The organism is Williamsia sp. DF01-3 (assembly GCF_023051145.1).
Classification (GTDB): domain Bacteria; phylum Actinomycetota; class Actinomycetes; order Mycobacteriales; family Mycobacteriaceae; genus Williamsia.
On record NZ_JALKFS010000001.1, the window covers coordinates 13,526 to 31,720 of the forward strand.

The following is an 18,195-nucleotide window of genomic DNA, read 5'->3' on the forward strand; positions in this document are numbered from 1 at the left end:
CGCCGGAGACTTCGCTCGACCCTGGGCAGAATCGCTCGCGCATTGAGCAATGTTGACGGTGTCTACATTGCAGCCTACCCTGATGTAAGCGCCGTACACATACAAGGAGTTGCCATGACGCCGTCGAAGACCGAGCAGAACATCGAGGTAGTAGAGGTCGACCTGGGTGGCCGTACTGTGAGCGTTCCCAAGGGTGGGCTCTATGACCGATACCGCATGGACACCGACCTAGATGAGGTCGGCAAAGACCCGCGGGTACGTAGTGTCGATTTCTTTCGGACGTTGCCCAAGACCGAGGTTCAGTCGGCGATCGGGCCGACCCGGACCCCAAACTTTTACTATGCGATGTCTCGGGCGCAGATCGTCTATCTGGCTCCGACCAAGGCGCTGCGATCCCGGCTGCCCGGTGAGCTTGATCCGTTGCAGATCGCTCCGGGCATCGGATTGTTCTCGGTGGTGTTCTTCCGCTACGACGTGTGCGACATCGATTTCTACACCGAGGCCACCGTTGGTATTGCCGTGCGACCGGCCCGCCACGGCAGCTTGGGATCTGTCGATGCCCTCTCGGCGCTGTCTAACGACTCCATGCACGCCTATGTGTTGTCGCTGCCGGTCAATACCCACATCGCGCAGGTCCGTGGTCACGATGGATACGGATTCCCCAAGTGGCTCACCGATATTGACGTCGAGATCAACAACCGTGAAGTCGATGCGAGGGTGGCCAATGATGATGGTGGTACCGACATCGCGTTGACGGTGGCCACGCCCACACAGAAGAGGGTTCCCAGCGGCACGAGCGTGTCCACGCTGATCTCGTATACACAGCTTGGTGGTGCGTGGAACGCGACGCTGAGCCAGACCAACACGCTCTCTGCAGGCAGTCGGATATTGCCGCGGGATGTGAACCTCGAGCTGGGTTCGGGCCGCCTGGCCGATGATGTGCGCTCCTTGTCGCCGATGAGACCGCTGCGGCTCGATGTGGCCACCGAATGCCAGAACGCTTTGCACATCCCCGTCCCGGTCTCGCTCCCGGAGAAATGAGAAGCCCAGTGAACAGTGCCGCGATCTCTCCTCACGTCAACGCCAGCCGACTGAAATCCCTCACCCGCCGCGTGCAGGCAGCCGATCCCGACGACGTCCTCGAGGTCACCAACGCCATGACCGGCGACGTGCTCGGCACGATCCCGCACTGCACGCCGGCCGACGTCGCCGCCGCCGCGCAGCGTGCCCGCGGTGTACAAAAGGCATGGGCTGCGCAGCCGGTCGACGAACGGGCCGCAGTGCTGATGCGCTTTCACGACCTGGTGCTCGCTCGCCAGGACGAAGTCCTCGACCTCATCCAACTCGAGAACGGCAAAGCCCGCCGCCACGCGTTCGAGGAAATCCTCGACGTATGCCTGGCCTCGCGCTATTACGCCAGAACTGCGGCACACTACCTGCGACCCAAGCGCCGCAAGGGCGTGCAGCTGGCGTTGACCAAAGTGTGGGAACTTCATCACCCCAAGGGCCTGGTAGGGGTCATTTCTCCATGGAACTACCCGCTCACCCTCGGCATCAGCGACGCCCTACCTGCGCTCGTCGCCGGCAACGCGGTGCTCACCAAACCCGATGTGCAGACCCCGTTTGCCGCATTGTGGGCTGTCGAGCTGCTCGAAGAGGCCGGCATGCCGCCCGGCCTGGTGCAAGTGGTCACCGGCAGGGGATCAGAGCTGGGCACCCCGATCATCGAGAACTCCGACTTCCTCATGTTCACCGGCTCCACCGCTGTCGGCCGCACGGTCGCCGCCCAAGCCGGCGAACATCTCATCGATTGCTCGATGGAGCTCGGCGGCAAGAACGCGCTACTGGTTCTTGATGACGCCGACATCGACAAGGCCGTCGCCGGGGCCGTGCGGGCCTGCTTTTCCAACACCGGTCAACTGTGCATCTCCACCGAACGCATCTACGTCCCGGACGTGCTCTGGAACGAGTTCACCGCCAAGTTCGCCGCGGCCACCCTTGCGATGACACTCTCGGCCGGTATCGACTACTCCGGCGACATGGGTTCGCTCGTGTCACAAAAACAGCTCGACACCGTGGCAAGCCATGTCGAGGACGCCGTCGCCAAAGGTGCGCGCGTACTCGCCGGCGGCCGAGCCCGACCCGACCTCGGGCCGTTCTTCTACGAACCGACCATCCTCACCGACGTTGAGGACACCATGACCGTCTACGACCACGAAACCTTCGGGCCGCTGGTGTCGCTGTACCGCGTCACCGACGAGGACCAAGCAATCGCCCAGGCCAACGACAGCGAGTACGGACTTAACTTCAGCGTCTGGACCTCCGACGAGCAGCGTGGCTACCGCGTGGCCGCGCGACTGCAGACCGGCACCGTCAACGTCAACGACGCCTACGCCGCCGCCTGGGGATCAATGGATGCCCCGATGGGCGGAATGAAGGCCTCCGGCATGGGCCGCCGCCACGGTGAACACGGCATCGTGAAATACACCGAGTCCCAGACCATAGCCATCGAGCGACTGCTGCCCGTCGGCGTTCCTGATGGCATGAACGCCCGGCGCTACGCACAGGTGGCCTCGCGGGCGCTGCGCCTACTCAAGTGGGTGCCCGGCGTGTAGACACACACCGCCACCACCCCTTCGCAATTCATCGAATGTGAGGAACGAATGCACACTGTCCTTGGAGCCAATGGCCAAATCGCCGAAGAGCTCACCCACTACCTGCACGACACCATCACCCAAGACCTGCGGCTGGTCAGCAGAAACCCACGCAAAGTCCACGACACCGACCAACTCGTCTCCGCAAACCTGTTAGATGCCGACGCCACCGCCGAGGCGGTCAAGGGCAGCGAGGTCGCCTATCTGACCGTCGGGCTGCCCATCGACTCAACGCTGTGGGAACAGCAGTTCCCGACGATGATGGCCAACACGATCGCCGCGTGCCAACAACACAACACCAAACTGGTCTTCTTCGACAACACCTACATGTATCCGCGCACCTCGACCCCACAGGTCGAGGACACCGAGTTCGAACCCATCGGTCGCAAGGCCACGGTGCGCGCATACATCGCGGAGATGCTGCTCGAGCAGATGCGCCGCGAAACGATCGAGGCCGTTATCTGTCGCGCACCCGAGTTCTACGGACCCGGTAAAACCCAGAGCCTCACCAACTCTGCGGTCTTCAACCGCATCCGAGAGGGCAAACGACCCCTGGTACCGGTCAGCGCGCACACCAAACGCACACTCATCTGGACGCCAGATGCCAGCCGCGCAATGGGACTGATCGGCAACACCGCCGACGCCTACGGCCACACCTGGCATCTGCCGGTAGACCCGCAGCGGCTCACCTACAAAGACATGAGCGAGGTGGCCGGCCAGGTCACCGGTAAGAACACCGGGTACCTCACCATCCCCGAGAAAGTCTTCAAACTCGGCGGCCTGGTCAACCAACCAGTGAAAGAAGCCACCGAACTACTGCCACGCTACCGCGACGACAACATCTTCGACTCCACCAAGTTCGCGACGCGGTTCCCCGACTTCGCGGTCACCACCTACCGCCAAGGCATCACCGAACTCCTCACCGAGAAACGCCCCGGGCACTGAACCGCTCCATTGACCGTTCGCATGAACGGTGAAATGATCGCGCCCAGGGGGTTCCGAGGACCGTCTGAATTGCCTGGGTAGCAACGAGCGAGGGTATGGACTACAGCGACGCAAACCACCACGGGAAGCAGGCACCCGAACCTGCCGGTGCTTTGGAAAAACGGCTACTGCTCGTGGGCGTGGCCGGGTTGTCGGTGATCGCGCTGATCGTCGTGTGGGTTGCAGTAAGTTGACTGATCCACAGTCGTGCACGACGCATCGAGTACCAGACGCATCTCTCACTGGCCCCGGCGCGACGTTTCCGCAGCGCGTCGCAGAGCTTGCCCTGCGGTGGCATGGGTCGCGAGCGGCGGTCGCTAGTGGCCAAGTGCTCCAGCAGGTGCGCGGAGCGGCTCTCGAACTCCTGCCGGCCGCCGACTACGCCAGCATCACCACAGTCACCAAGCGCCGCCGCGGCCGTCCCACCAAATTGGGTTCGCTGAGCGCGGACGATCCAGTCTGCGAACAGATCGATGCGCTGCACCACCAATATCAGCAAGGACCGTGTTTTGATGCGGTCGCACAGTCCGAACCGGTTGTGGTGAATGACGTGAGCATGGAGACCAGATGGCCGGCGGTGATGGCGGCGATCGTCGAGCACACCCAGGTCCGGTCGATGATGTCGATTCAGCTGACCGCGGCCGGCCAAACATTCGGCGCTCTGAACGTATTCGCTGCCCACTCTGACGCTTTCGACACCCAGACCCGCGACAACGCAGTCGTCCTCGCCACCCACGCCGCGGTAGCGGTATCGGCGGCCACTCGGCTCGAGAGCCTGAACCGAGCGCTGGAGTCGCGTGACCTCATCGGCCAGGTCAAAGGAATGTTGATGGAGCGCTGGTCCATTGATGACTCCCAAGCCTTCGCCATCTTGAGCGAACTATCTCAGGAATCCAATGTGGCTCTGGTGCAGGTCTGTACCCAGCTCATCAACGCAGCACGCCATACCGCCCCACCTGCCCCTCTCGACGAATGACGACCTCGCCACAGTCCCTACGTGGTTCACGTCAACACGTCCACGATTCGTGCACTGGTGTGTCAGATAGCGCGTTGCCCCCGCCGTGCCCGAATACGTCGCCCCGGCACCTGCCAGCGCGCTAGTGGTGACAGGTGGACCCCTCGTCGCACCCGCACACCGGCACGCCGGCAGGTGTCACACGGTGAGCCTCAGCGCCGCCCGTGCTCAACTGGCGCGACTTAGCGTATTCGCCGTTCATTCGAACGGTCAATGTCTTACTATGGTCTTGATGAACTCGGACGAGACGGCCCGCACGCTCGCCGACCGCCGTCGTACGGTTCTGCGATCATCAACAATGGCGGCGGACGCAGGCCCTGCGCTGGTGGCTTCTGGGAGCGATGGGCTCCGGCTAGAAGGCGCGCGCCGGGCCATCTATCGCGGTGGCCATGTCGCGTACCTCACGCGCACCGAGTTCTTGTTGCTTACGGTTCTCGCCGCCCACGCACCCACACTGGTCACCCGCGACGAGCTGCACCGTCGAGTGTGGGGGTGCGATTTCCCTCTCGCCAAGACCGCCAACCGCCTCGAGGTATACATCGGCTACCTACGCCGAAAAACAGAGACGGGCGGGCAATCTCGCCTCATCCACACGGTCTACGGCCGGGGATACCGACTTGACGACCTCGACGCACCCTCACTGACCCTCCACTCGTCCTGACACGTCTACTCGGCAGCTCGCACCGCCCGACATGGCCGATATTCGTTACGCTGGCGCCGGGGAATCGAGAAGGGTTCAGCAGGTCGTGAGTGGGCACACGCGCGCCGCTCGGCGCGATGCAACGCGACGGGCCATCGTCGACGCGGCGTATCAATGTCTGGTCACCGCTGGATATCAATCAGTTCGGACGCGGGCAGTGGCCGAGATGGCCGGCGTGGCGCAAGGCACAGTGACCTATCACTTTCCCACCCGAGCGCACCTACTCGAGGCCGCTTCTGTCAGCGTCCTCGACCGCGCGGACGTCACCAATCGCCTCGGTGCCATCGGTCAACCCGATGCGCCGATCGATCTCGGGCATCTCACCGGACTGTGGGACCTGTTCACCACGAAAGAAGCACTGGCCGGGTTGCAGTTGTGGCTTGACTCCTGGCGCGAACCGTCGTTGATCCCGACCGTCAAGCTGCTCGACCGGCTCGTGTACACCGCCGTGGCCGACGCCTTCGGCATCGATCTGCGCACTGCCACCCCCGAGGCCGTCGCTTTCCTCGAGTGCCTTCTGTCCTCGGCCCGCGGAATGCTGGTATCAATACCGGTCCACGGGTTATCGACGATGGACCGCCGCTGGCGTGCCGTTGCCGGTACTTTGTTGCTACCCATGGCACAGAACGCGGGTCTGCGCGCCCTCAGCCGCGCCCCCGCGCTCTCCAATTCCTGACCGCCCGAACATAAACCGGGCGGTGTCCAAGCCCTCGGCGCCTGCTAGCAGTGTCTAGTGCAACGACCTTCGTTGGCAGCCAGTCGACTGGTCACCGTTGCCAGAGGCGATCTCAGATAGGCAGGACTCCGTGCGCGCCCAGGGCCGACGAGCACGCGAACGGTCTCGTACCCCGCTTGACCAACGTCGACCCCGCTCCAGGCGTGATCGGCACACTCACAGCAACCGGCCAGATTGCTCGCAGGGATTGTGCAGCGGGTGCACATACGTTGTGCAGCATGATGTTCCAAACCTCCGCCTGCACTCGCTCCGTCCACCGCGGTCGCCTCGCCATCGCGTCCGCCCTGCTGAGCGGCGGGCTGCTGCTAGGTGGTTGCACCACCGATGCCACCACCATCCCGTCCACGGCGTCGTCGACATCGGCGGCCTCGGCCTCGACCTCGATCACCACCAACGATGCGACAAGTACTGCCGACACGATTTCAACGTCCACTGAGGCTGCCGACGCGTTCTTGGCCACACTGTCCGCGGAGCAGCGCGAGCAGGTCACCTACGACTACGACGACGACACGAAGACGACGTCGTGGTCGAACTTTCCGATCACCTTCGTCGACCGCGCCGGGGTCAATCTCGCTGATCTGACCGACGAGCAGCAGGCGGCCGCGATGGAGGTCCTTCGCGCCCTGTTGAGCGAAGAGGGGTACGAGACGGTCACCGGCATCATGGGCGGCGACGAGTACCTTCACGAGAACAGTAGTTCCACCGAAGAATCCCTGGGCCAGTACTACATTGCCTTCTTCGGTGACCCGTCCGACACCAGCGCGTGGGAAATCCAGTTCGGTGGACACCATTTGGGTATCAACGCCACCCTCGACGGGTCGACCGATAAGATCACGTTCGCACCGACACATTTGGGCATTCAACCCGCGGTGTACACCGACGCTGAGGGCAACCAAGTGCGACCGTTCGACGGGATCTACACCACCGCGTTCGCGTTTTACAACAGTCTGACCACCGAGCAACAGGCCACTCTCTATCAGGGCTCCACGGTGGCGAACATGGTGTGTGCTCCTGGCAGTACCTGCGCCTACCCCACGGGCACAGGTATATCCGGTGCGGATCTGACCGACGAGCAACGGCAATTGCTTCTCGAGGTGATCGCGAACTGGGTCGGATTGGCCGATGAGCAAACCACCTCTGACGCACTCGCGACGATCGAGGCCACCCTGGATGAGACGTACATCAACTGGTCCGGTGCCACCACCTACGACATGACCCAAGGCGACGGTATCTACTTCCAGATCTCCGGCCCCGACGTCTACATCGAGTTCGCCGCTCAACAAGGATCGGCCGGTGCCGACGTCGCCGGCGTCACCACCTCCGGATGGGGACACGTCCACACCATCTATCGCGATCCCACCAACGACTACGCCGGCAGCGTCACCCAACAAGCAGCCAGCGGTATGGGCGGCGGCGGACCTGCCGGCGGGCAGGCACCCACCGGCACCGCGCCCGATAGCGGCTAGTTGACTGCGCTGCCGGTAGCGACCACAGTCGCGCTGTCTGCGGCGCTCATCTCTGTCTGTGCTGCTGGCCCGGGTGCTTACATCAGGGAGAGTCACCCAACACTGCGTAGAGGCGGTTCCCGCCACGGTTCTTGGCCGAATACATGGCCTGGTCTGCAGCGGTCATCGCGCGAAGCATCGAGTTGTCCGAGCGGACATCCTCACACCACACGGCCCCGACACTCATCGTGGTCGCCGGCCCGTGAATTCCTGGCGTGACGGTTGGCAATGAGTGCACCAGGTGATCGAGGTGGCCTCGATTGCCGGTCGCGATCACGGTGTATTCCTCGCCTCCGCAGCGCGCCACCGCCGCCGTCCGACCGAAGTGGTGGGCAAGGTGTTGGGCCGCCTCGATAATGACCGCGTCACCGACCGCATGCCCGAATCGGTCGTTGACTGATTTGAAGTTGTCCAAGTCGACCGCCACGGCCACCATCGCCACGCCATCGGATTCGGCGTACTGCGCCAATTGCCGGTACGCCCGGACCAGACCAGCTCGGTTGAGCACGCCGGTTAAGGGGTCGAAGGATGCCAGCTCGGCAGCCTGGCTCAGACCAAGCCAGATGCGCCGGACCACGATCGGTAGCCCGATCACGATCCACAACAGCATCGCGGTGGCGGCGCCTATCAGATAATTCGATCGTGTAGTCGAGTGCGCGACCATCACCGCTGCACCGATCACGTATGCGCTGACGAACACTACGTGGAGCACTAGTCCGGCCCGGGCTAGCAGCAGACCCGTCAGGACAGTCAGCATGATGAATAGCCCGCAACTCACGAACATCACCGAGGCATCGTTCAAGCACACCAATGCAGCCGCCAAGGACAGGTCGGCGAGAGCGGCGTAGGTCGCCGCCGACCGTCGCGCGAACAGTACGGTGGTGGCCGCCCACACCGCTGCGCAGATCACCGCTACCGCGACCATCGCCCACAGCACCATCGTTGCGGCCCCTGGCCTGGCCAGACCGCAGGTCGCCGCGACCGCGCCCACACCGCCCAGGCTGACGCTGCCGCACACCACCGCCATCCGTACCGTGCGATCCATCCGGGCGTCGCGGCCCACCTCATAGAGGGGGTATTCGTGCAGCGATGCGCCGTCGGCCAGCCTGAAACAGCGGTCATAGAGCCGCCAGCCTTCCCCTGCCACGTGAACGATTGGAGTATCGCCCCCCGACGGGCTACACGACGATCACACTAGCCGCTGCCACGGGCCGATCACACCCCGATGACGATCAGAGTGGCTGCTGCTACAGCTTCGGCCCGCTCGACTGATCACTTACGCACTGGCATAACAACATTGATCAATCACTCCGAGGCCTGCGCGAGAAACAGTGAGCGGGCACCTGGCAGTTCGAGCGAACTGTCATCTTATGCGGAAGGGTGAGGTCTATTGACGGACACCGTTTTTGACCGTCGCGATCATAATTGAGGGCCCAGAAGTAGTTCACCCCAACGATTACCGCGGTCAACGGCGGCCAGACCACGTCGCATGTTGACGTTGCTCACATACGTGGGTAGCGTGCGAGTGTGCTCGGCCGCCGCGCGAACTGCGCGGCAGCTCCACTGGCAGGTGAGGGGTATATGAACGGCAGGCACTGGCTAGCCGACCGGGCGGCCAGGTCGATGAACCTGGCCCATCGGGTGATTCTGACAGTGACCGGCAACCGGTTGTTGGATCGACCCTTCGGGATGCCAGTGGTCGAATTGCACACCATCGGACGGCGGTCGGGATTATCTCGTTCCTGCTACCTGACGTCCCCGGTGCACGATGAGCGCCAGATGGTGTTGGTGGCCTCGAAAGGAGGCGACGACAGACATCCCGATTGGTATCGCAATCTGCAGGCGCATCCCGATGCGGAGGTGGTCGCCGACGGGCGCCGACGAAAAGTGTACGCCCGCACCGCCACTGCGAACGAGAAAGCCCAGCTGTGGCCGCAGATCGTGGCAGCCTACAAGGGCTATGACAGCTATCAGCAGCGAACCACCCGCGACATTCCGATCGTAGTGTGCGAGTTCGTCAGTTGAGTGCGTCCAGCACGCCGGTTGTTCTCGTCGCACCCGCCATGGCAATCGGCTCACGCTACTATCGGCCGCTGATCACCGAGTTCGAACAGCACGGGTGGATCGCTCACGCGTTACCGCGCCGAGGCTTTGAGGACAACGGGGGGTGGCCGGACGGGACCAGGACTGGTCCTATCGCGACGAGATCGAGGACCTCGATGCCGCTGTCGCGCGGGCTCGCACACAGCATCCTGGCCGGCCGATTGTGTTGCTGGGTCATAGCCTGGGCGGTCAGCTCGTCGCGGGTCACCAAACAACCCACGCTGGCGTCGATGGCGTTATCACCGTCGCTGCCGCCCTCCCACACCACCGCACCTACCCCCTGCGGCAATGGCCACAACTCTTACTGATGGCAGCGGTGGTCGTCCCCCTACTGACCGGGGTGTTCGGCTACCTACCTCGACCAGCATTCGGCGCCCCGGGTGCACGAACCCTAATGCGTGAATGGGCCCGCATCGTGGTCACCGGACGCCCCCCATACCCCTCGACACAGCCGATTCACACGCCCACACTCAGCATCAGTTTCGATGGTGACAACATGGCTCCGTCCAGTTCGGTGGACGAGTTTGCCCGGCGGCTATTCGCACCCACGGCGGTGACTCGGTGGCACTACCGCCACGGTGACGTCACAGCGGCAAGCAGTAACGACCACATCGGTTGGGTCCGAGGTAGTGCCGACGTGGTCGCACACATCGTCCGGTGGTGGAGCGGTGTCGGCGGCGAACAAGAAGCTTCGTCAGGTATCGCTGCCGACAACAGGTAATAGGCGGCCTATTTGCCAATTGTCGGTGTCTGGGGGAGCCGCCACCGGTTGGGGTGGCGTTCTACTTCGACTCTGTTGGTGCGGCCGAATCAAGTGCGGTGAGGTCTGCGTCGTCAGCGAAAACCAGGGTGCCGTCGTCAGCCTTAATGCCCCACCGGCGCAACCGCACCCGATGATTGTCACCGACCTTCACGCTGACCTCTGTCCCATCAGCAGGAAACAGGTCAGCGAAGTCCTCGAAGATCACCCCGGTGAGCTGAGCGCCATCGGGCAGCTGCACGCGCACCCGGCTGTGCACGCTCAACTGCGCAGGACCAGGCACGCTGCTCGGCTGGTGTGACTTGAACATGACGCATCCTTTTCGATGGGAAGTAACCTCAGACACCACTCGCAGAGGCCTCGGAATCAATGAAGACCGAACGCGTCTTAGGGCATAGCCCCCGTCCGCGCATGTGCGTGCCGCTTACATTAATGGTTTGTGCGCCGGCGGACAAGGACGAGCAGGCCCTCGACCGCATCGTCAACGCTGATCTCGGCCTCATCGGGGTGTAGCCGCCAGTCAGCCGTTCTGTTCGCGGCGCCGCTCGACAGCCGAGTGCCGACGCCGGCGAAGGCAAGTCAGAAGTGTTTCGGCTCTGGTGACAACGTATTGCGACACAATCAGTTACGCCAATAAGAATGAATACGTCGAGGCGCTCCAAGGTGTCAGCCCCGGAGATGCCCAACACCTCAAAGACGCGTTCAACGTCAAGACCGTGCGCGATCTGGGCACCAACAAGTACTTCCTCTGGGCCCAAGCCGTCGCCAAACTCGCCGACTAGCAGCCTGATGACGAAATCCGCGACCCTAGCACTAGGGTCGCGGATTTCGTGTGGCAGTGAGAGCCCGAGCAGTCGACCAGGCAGCCCAGAGCATCGTCCACCAGCCACGCCGATAGCCCCAACCAGCCGCACCCATCCTCACCGAGTGCTCGGCTGCCCGCCGGCAGCAGTGGTGCTCGAGGGCAGTTGGCGTATCTCCGTCACACTGTGACGGTGCACCTCAATGCCCTCGTGCGCGGGAGGCTGACACCGGTTGGCAGAATGTTCGGCGGTCGTGGCGGACTAGGTATGTGGCTGAGCGCCGGGTTCACCCCAGGAGTTCGACGAGGACCAAAGCGCCGATGATCAGTCCCACCACACTGGCCATTGTCAGCACGATCGCAAGATCGCCGCCCCTGATCATCCGGCGCCGTGGTGCTGGCCATCTACGGTTCCCTGGCCTCAGAGGACCCCGGCCCCTCATTCGTTCTGCTCGCGGCGTCGCTCGAGTTCGGCGTGGCGGCGCTGCGTCTCAGCGCGTGCGCGGACCTGCCGCAAAAACTCCGCATCAGCAGCGGGGTCTGCGGGTTCGAACCGGCCCGGCTCGTCGTATCCGGGAAACCCCAACGCACTCGCCCGGCCCGACCCCGACCGCTGCTGCCGGTAGCCGGCCGATACTGGTCTGCCGGCGATGAACCACACGATCGACCCCGCCAACGGCAGCACCAGCACCAAGAGCAAGCATCCCCACCGCGGTAACCCCCGAACGCCGGCCTCACTGCCCACAATGTCGAGCAGCGCCGCAATCATCACCATCAGCACAATCGCACCCAGATACGGCATCGGTACCCCCCAGCGATAGTTTCCAGATCCACTGTCTCACACGGACATCGAACGCACAGAACTCGTACACTCCTGCACTTTCAACTGTTCGTAGGACGCGAAAGAGCCCCCGTCGGTGTAGTGGTCCTGGCCGCGAACCTCCCTGCGTCATAGCTGCCTAGCTGTCGCCGCACCTCACGATGGGTTTCTCGGGCCTGCGCCGAGCAGGTCTGCTCCTTCACCCGCCGCGGCAGCAGAGTTCCCACTCGCAGGCGGTGTTTTAAAGTTCGGCGGGACTGTCCGGAAAACGGTGGGTGAGGGTCCGGTCCGACCCGAAAGGAAATGACCGTGACTGACACGACAGAAGTGCTGGGCGAGGCGATCATTGATCCCGTGACCGGGGAGATCATTGATCAGAAGGAGCTCGCGGAGCGTTTGCTCGCGCAGGCGAAGGAACAGGGCGTGAGCCTGGTCGGGCCGGGAGGCCTGCTGAGCCAGCTCACGAAGAGCGTGCTCGAGACCGCTCTGGAAGCAGAACTGACCGAGCACCTCGGTCACGAACACGGCGGAACACCGATCGCGGAGAACATGCGCAACGGCACCCGCACCAAGACCGTACTGACCGAGATCGGGCCGGTCGAGATCGAAGTCCCTCGGGACCGGGACGGCTCGTTCGAACCGGTCATCGTCCCGAAACGCAAACGCCGGCTCGACGGGATCGATCAGATCGTGCTCTCGTTGACCGCCCGTGGGTTGACCACCGGTGAGATCGCCGCGCACTTCGACGAGGTCTACGGGGCGAAGGTCTCCAGGGACACCATCAGCCGGATCACCGAGAAGGTGACCGCCGAACTCGCCGAGTGGTCCTCCCGGCCACTGGATCCGATCTACCCGGTCATCTTCGTCGACGCGATCGTGGTGAAGGTCCGTGACGGACAGGTGCGCAACACCCCGTTCTACGTCGTGATGGGCGTGACCGTCAGCGGTGAACGCGACATCCTCGGCATCTGGGCCGGCGACGGTGCTGAAGGCGCCCGGTTCTGGTTGCAGGTGTTCAGCGAGTTGAAGAACCGCGGCGTCGAGGACGTATTCATCGCCGTGTGTGACGGGCTGAGAGGACTTCCCGAGGCGATCAACACCACCTGGGAGCACACGGTCGTCCAGCAATGCATCGTTCACTTGATCCGCAACAGCTTCCGGTACGCCGGACGGCAGCATCGCGATGCAATCGTCAAGTCCCTCAAGCCGGTCTATACGGCTCCGAGTGAGCAGGCCGCGAAGGATCGATTCGTCGAGTTCGCCGCCGAGTGGGGCGATCGGTATCCGGCGATCGTGCAGTTGTGGGAGAACGCTTGGGCGGAGTTCGTTCCATTCCTCGAGTACGACGTCGAGATCCGGCGGGTGATCTGCACGACGAACGCGATCGAGTCGATCAATGCCCGCTATCGGCGGGCAGTCCGCGCCCGAGGGCACTTTCCCAACGAGGCATCGGCGCTCAAGTGCCTGTACTTGGTGACGCGGTCCCTTGACCCCACGGGCGGGGGCCGCGCACGCTGGGTGATCAGGTGGAAGCCTGCGTTGAACGCGTTCGCGATCACCTTCGCCGGACGGCTCGAAAGAACCATCCGCTAATGAGAACCGCCGGGCCTCACCCACCGTTTAACGGACAGACCCAGTTCGGCGTGTAGTGCTGTGATGTCGGTGGCCAGGGCGTGGGAGAGGTGGTCGGGGTTGCCGCCGTCCAGAGGGGTAATGCCGTGGGCGAGGCGGGTGCGGGCTCGGTCGAGTTCGCGCAGGGCCCGGTGCAGGGCGGCTTCGGGGACCGCGATAGCTGAGTCGAAGGGTTCGGCGTCGGTGGTTGCGGTGCGTTCGATGAGCAGTGCCCAGGCGACGATGAGTGCTTGTGGTTCGCGGACTGCGTCGAGGGCGGCTCGGCGGTCGGGCGTGCTGGCTGAGGCGGCCAGTTCGGCTGCGATCGCCAGTGCCGCGACGGTGCGGGCGGCTAAGGCTAGCGGCACGGTATGGGTGATAGCGAGGTCGAGCAGATCGTGGCCGGGTTGTTCTTTGGCGAACGGGGCGGCGGTCTCCCGCGCGAGCGCGCGCACGTCTTCCACTGTGAGTTGGGCACGAGCAGCATCCTCCCTGGCGGCGTCGGCAGGGCCGCTGATTTCGCAGGCGATCGAAGTAAGCAAGACCGCTGATCGACGACCATCGACCTCACCAGGCATAGTGCACCCGGTCCCAAAACCGGCACGTGAGGTTTAGACGGCAAGTTTGTCCACTACTGCCTGGGCCGGCCCAGAGGAAGAACTGGTCGTGCCCGTACGAGTGTGATGTTGAGGTGCTCAGCATCGCCTGAACTCAGTTCCCTGCACCGTCCTACGGGGCAAACGCGAGTATGTCCCCGATACCTAAAGTTTAGGTGCCGCCGCTACTTACCGGGTACGAACGCGTTAGATCTGAGACAGGGAAGTCAGCAGACCAAGGATGTTGACATGAGCTGGTCGTCGATAGCCGGGCCTCGGGTGGGTCATATTCGTTATCACTTGTTCAGTGGCGACGGCGATCAAGGTAGATGCGGCCGGCCCACACTCCGGTCGGATGGTGTTGAGTACGGCGCAGGGCATCGCACGGTTGTCGACAAGGGCAGTCGTGGCATAGACGGGTGGCAACGCTGAGCCTGGCTGCACGGTCTGCTGCGGTTTCGCCGCGGAGGTGGTCATCGAACAGCGGGGACTGTCCAGAGCAGGGGGCGTTCGCGAAGTCCGGGCTCGTCGGGTTCTCCTTATAAATCACTGTTTCCCTCTCCGGGGGTAAGGCGAGCTGCCCGGCAGAAGAAAGGCTCGAGCGAGCGCCCGCCCGCGATGAGGCCGTCGGGCTTAGAGCGCCCGTACGTTCACCGCCTGGGGGGCCTTTGCGCCTTGTCCGATCTCGAACTCGACTCGCTGGTCTTCGTTGAGTGTTCGGTAGCCATTGCCCTGAATTTCCGAGTAGTGCACAAACACATCATCGGCCTCCCCGTCCGGGGCGATGAATCCAAACCCTTTCTCGCCATTGAACCATTTCACTGTTCCCTGAGCCATCAGCTGATCTCCTCTTGCTTTCTAGATTGCGCATCTCGGCCGACACCAGCCACGGCACTGAGTCTGTATTCGGGGTCCGAGATATGCCACAGACCCCCGCCAGCCCACTTACGCCTCATCTCGCGAGTAACCCCAAGTATCCCACGGGGAACGAGCGGGCCTGCCATCCTGTGCCTGATGCTACGAGATCGATTTGCACTCGATGCCCAGGCTCGTACAACTGTATTCATGCCAGCGCGGTGGGTTCACCTATTGACCCCACAGTTTCGAGCGAAGAAGGTGGCAGAGCGCGAATGTAGTCAGCCGAACGGGCAGTTGGTGTAGCGATAGTGGGCGTGTTTGGCCTAAGGGTTCAGCCCGGTGTTGTCATGTCGACACGGGACGGAATCACCCGACACGACGGGTTCATGTTCGGCCGCGCCGGGAAAACTCTCCGTGCGTCTGTCCGTCCCATTTTTCGTATACTTGTTTAACTTTGGGATTGTCTTGCTTGCGGATCCAGTCGCACAAGTCGGCATCGGCGTTCGGGTTTGTCACGATGATGGTGTGTAGGTCTTCGTGTTTGTTGGCCAGTACGCGCAATTTGTCCGAGCTGGTCGATGGGTCGGCTGCCTCGAGCGCATCGCGTGGGTCGATAAAAGGCCCACGGGGCGCATCAAAACCTCCGCCGCCGATCTCGTCTTCGGTGTCGGCGTCCTTACGCATTGCCGCCGAGTTGAACATCAGGTTCAAGATGATAGCGGTCAACGCACCAGCCGATATTCCAGAATGGAATATGGTTTGGAACCAGTCGGGAAACTGGTCGTAAAGATCGAGTGCAACATCAACTGGCTGAGTTCCTCCCAGGTTACGGTCGGTGTAGTAAAGCTTGGACTCGGTCAGCATGGCCACTCCCACCGAGATAGCAACAACCAGGATGTTGCGGTTGTTGAACGACACCTTGGACAGGGTGCGCACCCCGCTTGCAGCCACCATCCCGAACAGCGCGACGCCGGCGCCGCCGAGTACCGCCATGGGGATTCCTTCGATGATGGCGGCCATCTTCGGCAATAGTCCTAGAATCACCAGAATGATTCCGGCGCACGTGGCGACGTGGCGGGTTTTGACGCCGGTGATCGCGACCAGTCCAACGTTTTGTGCGAACGCCGTATAGGGGAACGTGTTGAACACACCGCCCAGGATTGTTCCCAGGCCGTCGGCGCGCAGACCGTCCGCGAGCTTTTGTGGCGTAATCTTCTTTCCAACAATTTCGCCGACAGCGACGGTGTCGCCGGTGGTTTCGGTCATGATGACAATCGCGACGATGATCAGAGCAATAATCGAACTGACCTGGAAGGTGGGGGCACCGAACTGGAACGGTGTCACGATCCCTACCCAGTCGTATTTACTGACGTTGTCCCAGGTAGGCATCCCGAAGGGTATCGAGACAAGTGTTCCGATAAGCAATCCCAAAAGGACCGATACCCGACGAAGCGCATCCGGAGCGAAGCGCTCGATCAACAGGATGACCAGGAGTGTGAAGAAGCCCATTCCGATCGCACTGGGTGTACCAAAGTCGGGACCGGTCGCGGTGCCGCCACCAAACCATCCTGCGGCTACCCGCATCAGCGACACCCCGATAATTAAAATGATCGTGCCGGTGACCAGGGGCGGGAAGAACCGAATCAATCGTCCGAACACTGGTGCCATGAGGATCATGAACAGGCCCGAGGCGATCACCGCGCCGTAAATGGCGGTGATCCCGTGCTCGGTGCCGATTGTGATCATCGGTGACACGGCCGCGAAGGTGACACCTTGCATCAAGGGCAGGCGGACACCGAAGCGCCAGAAGCCAACCGCCTGCAAAATCGTGGCGATACCAGCCACGAACAGGTCAGCCATAATCAGGTGGACAATGTCTGATGAATCAAGTTCACCAACACCAACCATGGCGCCACCAACGATCAACGGGACGGCCACTGCACCGGCGTACATCGCGAGCACATGTTGCAGACCCAGTGGCACCAGCCGGGTCAGCGGAGGTACTTCGTCTACCGGATGGTCGGCAGTTTTTCCCTTCGTCAAGATACTCAGTGAGGCCACGGGAGTCCTTACGACGCGGTGACATGACATCAACCATCGTTAGATCTCTAAGTTTCGGGCAGGCGCTTAAGACATTGCCGCAGTGTTTCAGTCGCGAACCACTACTGGGTTGCGGCCTAGCTGAGCGGCTCGTTTGAGGCCTCGGCGGTAGATGGCGGGGGGCATGCACTCCGAAATGATGCTCAGCGTCTGAGCCGCGCACCGTCCCGCCGGAACAGCCTCATCCAGCGTGCACTCACCAAACATGAAGTGCGATTGGAAAGCGGCCGCTAGTAATCTATGCGGTTGCCGTCAGGCATGCGCGCCTGAACTGCATGCGTTTAGGTATCGCTGGGCTCAGAATCGGGATGGTAGTGGTCGGCGGTAAGTGTGGCGAGGCTCCACTGCATGAGTCTATGTAGCCGCTGCGGAAGTAGTCAGCGCACCCTGCAGGGCACCACCACTTCAGACCGAAATCGGATGACAGTCGACAGCACGGGCGCGGTCTCGGTCGACGATCAGCGGCGGTAAAGAGCAGCGCAGTCGTTCGGCCGCGCTAGCTCAATGTAGACGCGTCGCCAGCCATTTCAGCGAGGTATCGGCGGGTCATTGGACCCACGACACCCTCGTCATCGTCGGGAATACCCATCTCCGCCTGCAGATTCCACACTGCAACCCTCAACAGCTCACCAAACATGCCATCAAAATCACCCTCGTAGTAGCCTAGACTTTTGAGCTCCCGTTGAAGTGCGAGCACCACTGGTCCATGGTCACCGAATTTGATCACGCGCCTCACCTCTTCCGCGTTACTGTAGCCCGCCCAGGTGACACTGGCAGTGTGGCCGGAGGGCGAAAGTTGAGGCGCTAACAAAGGTAGATCGGACATGAAACGCAAGCGCGCGGAAGAATTGAACTCCGCCGGCCCCAGCACGGCACGGACGTATGACTTAACATTGGAGTTCACGTTCAGCCAGCAGGCCTCGGAGTCGCGCACGGGTTAAGCACCACAAC

The 18,195-nt window shown here is 62.5% G+C and carries 20 protein-coding genes; 12 read left to right on the plus strand and 8 right to left on the minus strand.

The genetic code is table 11. The annotated features are described in order from the left end of the window. The first annotated feature begins 114 nt into the window (after positions 1-114). From MVA47_RS00090 to MVA47_RS00125, 8 genes are all read left to right on the plus strand, one after another. Complete coding sequence (locus MVA47_RS00090; RefSeq protein ID WP_247206211.1) at positions 115-1,041, plus strand: acetoacetate decarboxylase family protein; 927 nt, start codon at positions 115-117, stop codon at positions 1,039-1,041. A gap of 8 nt (positions 1,042-1,049) precedes the next feature. Next, a complete protein-coding gene (locus tag MVA47_RS00095) occupies positions 1,050-2,615 on the plus strand; it encodes a succinic semialdehyde dehydrogenase (RefSeq protein ID WP_247206212.1) in 1,566 nt (521 codons plus the stop codon). 48 nt (positions 2,616-2,663) lie between these two features. Further along, complete coding sequence (locus tag MVA47_RS00100; RefSeq protein WP_247206216.1) at positions 2,664-3,599, plus strand: NAD-dependent epimerase/dehydratase family protein; 936 nt, start codon at positions 2,664-2,666, stop codon at positions 3,597-3,599. Positions 3,600-3,694: 95 nt separating this feature from the next. Next, entirely contained in the window at positions 3,695-3,832 is a 138-nt protein-coding gene (locus MVA47_RS00105; RefSeq protein ID WP_247206218.1) for a hypothetical protein, read from the plus strand. A 134-nt stretch (positions 3,833-3,966) separates the two neighbouring features. Further along, entirely contained in the window at positions 3,967-4,614 is a 648-nt protein-coding gene (locus tag MVA47_RS00110; RefSeq protein WP_247206219.1) for a GAF and ANTAR domain-containing protein, read from the plus strand. Between the two features lie 271 nt (positions 4,615-4,885). Beyond that, positions 4,886-5,314, plus strand: a complete 429-nt coding sequence (locus MVA47_RS00115; RefSeq protein WP_247206221.1) for a winged helix-turn-helix domain-containing protein — start codon at positions 4,886-4,888, stop codon at positions 5,312-5,314. A gap of 85 nt (positions 5,315-5,399) precedes the next feature. Next, a complete protein-coding gene (locus tag MVA47_RS00120) occupies positions 5,400-6,029 on the plus strand; it encodes a TetR/AcrR family transcriptional regulator (RefSeq protein WP_247206223.1) in 630 nt (209 codons plus the stop codon). A gap of 278 nt (positions 6,030-6,307) precedes the next feature. Further along, positions 6,308-7,555 (plus strand): DUF3500 domain-containing protein, encoded by a 1,248-nt coding sequence (locus MVA47_RS00125; protein WP_247206224.1) that lies wholly within the window; start codon positions 6,308-6,310, stop codon positions 7,553-7,555. An 82-nt stretch (positions 7,556-7,637) separates the two neighbouring features. Here MVA47_RS00125 and MVA47_RS26865 read toward each other — a convergent pair whose 3' ends face one another. Then, positions 7,638-8,741, minus strand: coding sequence for a GGDEF domain-containing protein (locus MVA47_RS26865; RefSeq protein ID WP_247206225.1), 1,104 nt, complete (start codon positions 8,739-8,741; stop codon positions 7,638-7,640). Between the two features lie 434 nt (positions 8,742-9,175). On the opposite strand from MVA47_RS26865, the gene MVA47_RS00135 reads away from it, so the two are divergent. Beyond that, positions 9,176-9,619, plus strand: coding sequence for a nitroreductase family deazaflavin-dependent oxidoreductase (locus tag MVA47_RS00135; protein WP_247206355.1), 444 nt, complete (start codon positions 9,176-9,178; stop codon positions 9,617-9,619). 142 nt (positions 9,620-9,761) lie between these two features. Then, a complete protein-coding gene (locus tag MVA47_RS00140; protein ID WP_247206226.1) occupies positions 9,762-10,418 on the plus strand; it encodes a serine aminopeptidase domain-containing protein in 657 nt (218 codons plus the stop codon). 61 nt (positions 10,419-10,479) lie between these two features. On the opposite strand, the gene MVA47_RS00145 is transcribed toward MVA47_RS00140, so the two are convergent. Continuing rightward, positions 10,480-10,767, minus strand: coding sequence for a hypothetical protein (locus MVA47_RS00145; RefSeq protein ID WP_247206227.1), 288 nt, complete (start codon positions 10,765-10,767; stop codon positions 10,480-10,482). A gap of 289 nt (positions 10,768-11,056) precedes the next feature. On the opposite strand from MVA47_RS00145, the gene MVA47_RS00150 reads away from it, so the two are divergent. Then, complete coding sequence (locus MVA47_RS00150) at positions 11,057-11,239, plus strand: hypothetical protein (protein ID WP_308280445.1); 183 nt, start codon at positions 11,057-11,059, stop codon at positions 11,237-11,239. A 459-nt stretch (positions 11,240-11,698) separates the two neighbouring features. Here the strand turns inward: MVA47_RS00150 and MVA47_RS00155 are convergent, their stop codons facing one another. Beyond that, the gene (locus MVA47_RS00155) at positions 11,699-12,061 is read right to left on the minus strand and encodes a PLDc N-terminal domain-containing protein (RefSeq protein WP_247206228.1); all 363 of its coding nucleotides are present in this window, start codon (positions 12,059-12,061) and stop codon (positions 11,699-11,701) included. A gap of 360 nt (positions 12,062-12,421) precedes the next feature. Here MVA47_RS00155 and MVA47_RS00160 point away from each other — a divergent pair, with 360 nt between their 5' ends. After that, complete coding sequence (locus tag MVA47_RS00160) at positions 12,422-13,672, plus strand: IS256 family transposase (RefSeq protein ID WP_374474026.1); 1,251 nt, start codon at positions 12,422-12,424, stop codon at positions 13,670-13,672. Here the strand turns inward: MVA47_RS00160 and MVA47_RS00165 are convergent. The 5 genes from MVA47_RS00165 to MVA47_RS00180 form a co-directional block, all read right to left on the minus strand. Beyond that, positions 13,669-14,145 carry a hypothetical protein gene (locus MVA47_RS00165; RefSeq protein ID WP_247206229.1) on the minus strand — a complete coding sequence of 159 codons (477 nt, stop codon included), beginning with the start codon at positions 14,143-14,145 and terminating at the stop codon, positions 13,669-13,671. The genes MVA47_RS00160 and MVA47_RS00165 overlap by 4 nt on opposite strands. A gap of 445 nt (positions 14,146-14,590) precedes the next feature. Beyond that, positions 14,591-14,836 (minus strand): WhiB family transcriptional regulator, encoded by a 246-nt coding sequence (locus MVA47_RS27155; RefSeq protein WP_374474024.1) that lies wholly within the window; start codon positions 14,834-14,836, stop codon positions 14,591-14,593. Positions 14,837-14,919: 83 nt separating this feature from the next. Then, positions 14,920-15,123 carry a cold-shock protein gene (locus MVA47_RS00170; protein WP_247206230.1) on the minus strand — a complete coding sequence of 68 codons (204 nt, stop codon included), beginning with the start codon at positions 15,121-15,123 and terminating at the stop codon, positions 14,920-14,922. A gap of 405 nt (positions 15,124-15,528) precedes the next feature. Beyond that, entirely contained in the window at positions 15,529-17,205 is a 1,677-nt protein-coding gene (locus MVA47_RS00175; RefSeq protein WP_247206231.1) for a nucleobase:cation symporter-2 family protein, read from the minus strand. Between the two features lie 535 nt (positions 17,206-17,740). Next, entirely contained in the window at positions 17,741-18,178 is a 438-nt protein-coding gene (locus MVA47_RS00180) for a peptidoglycan-binding protein (RefSeq protein WP_247206232.1), read from the minus strand. Positions 18,179-18,195: the final 17 nt, after the last annotated feature.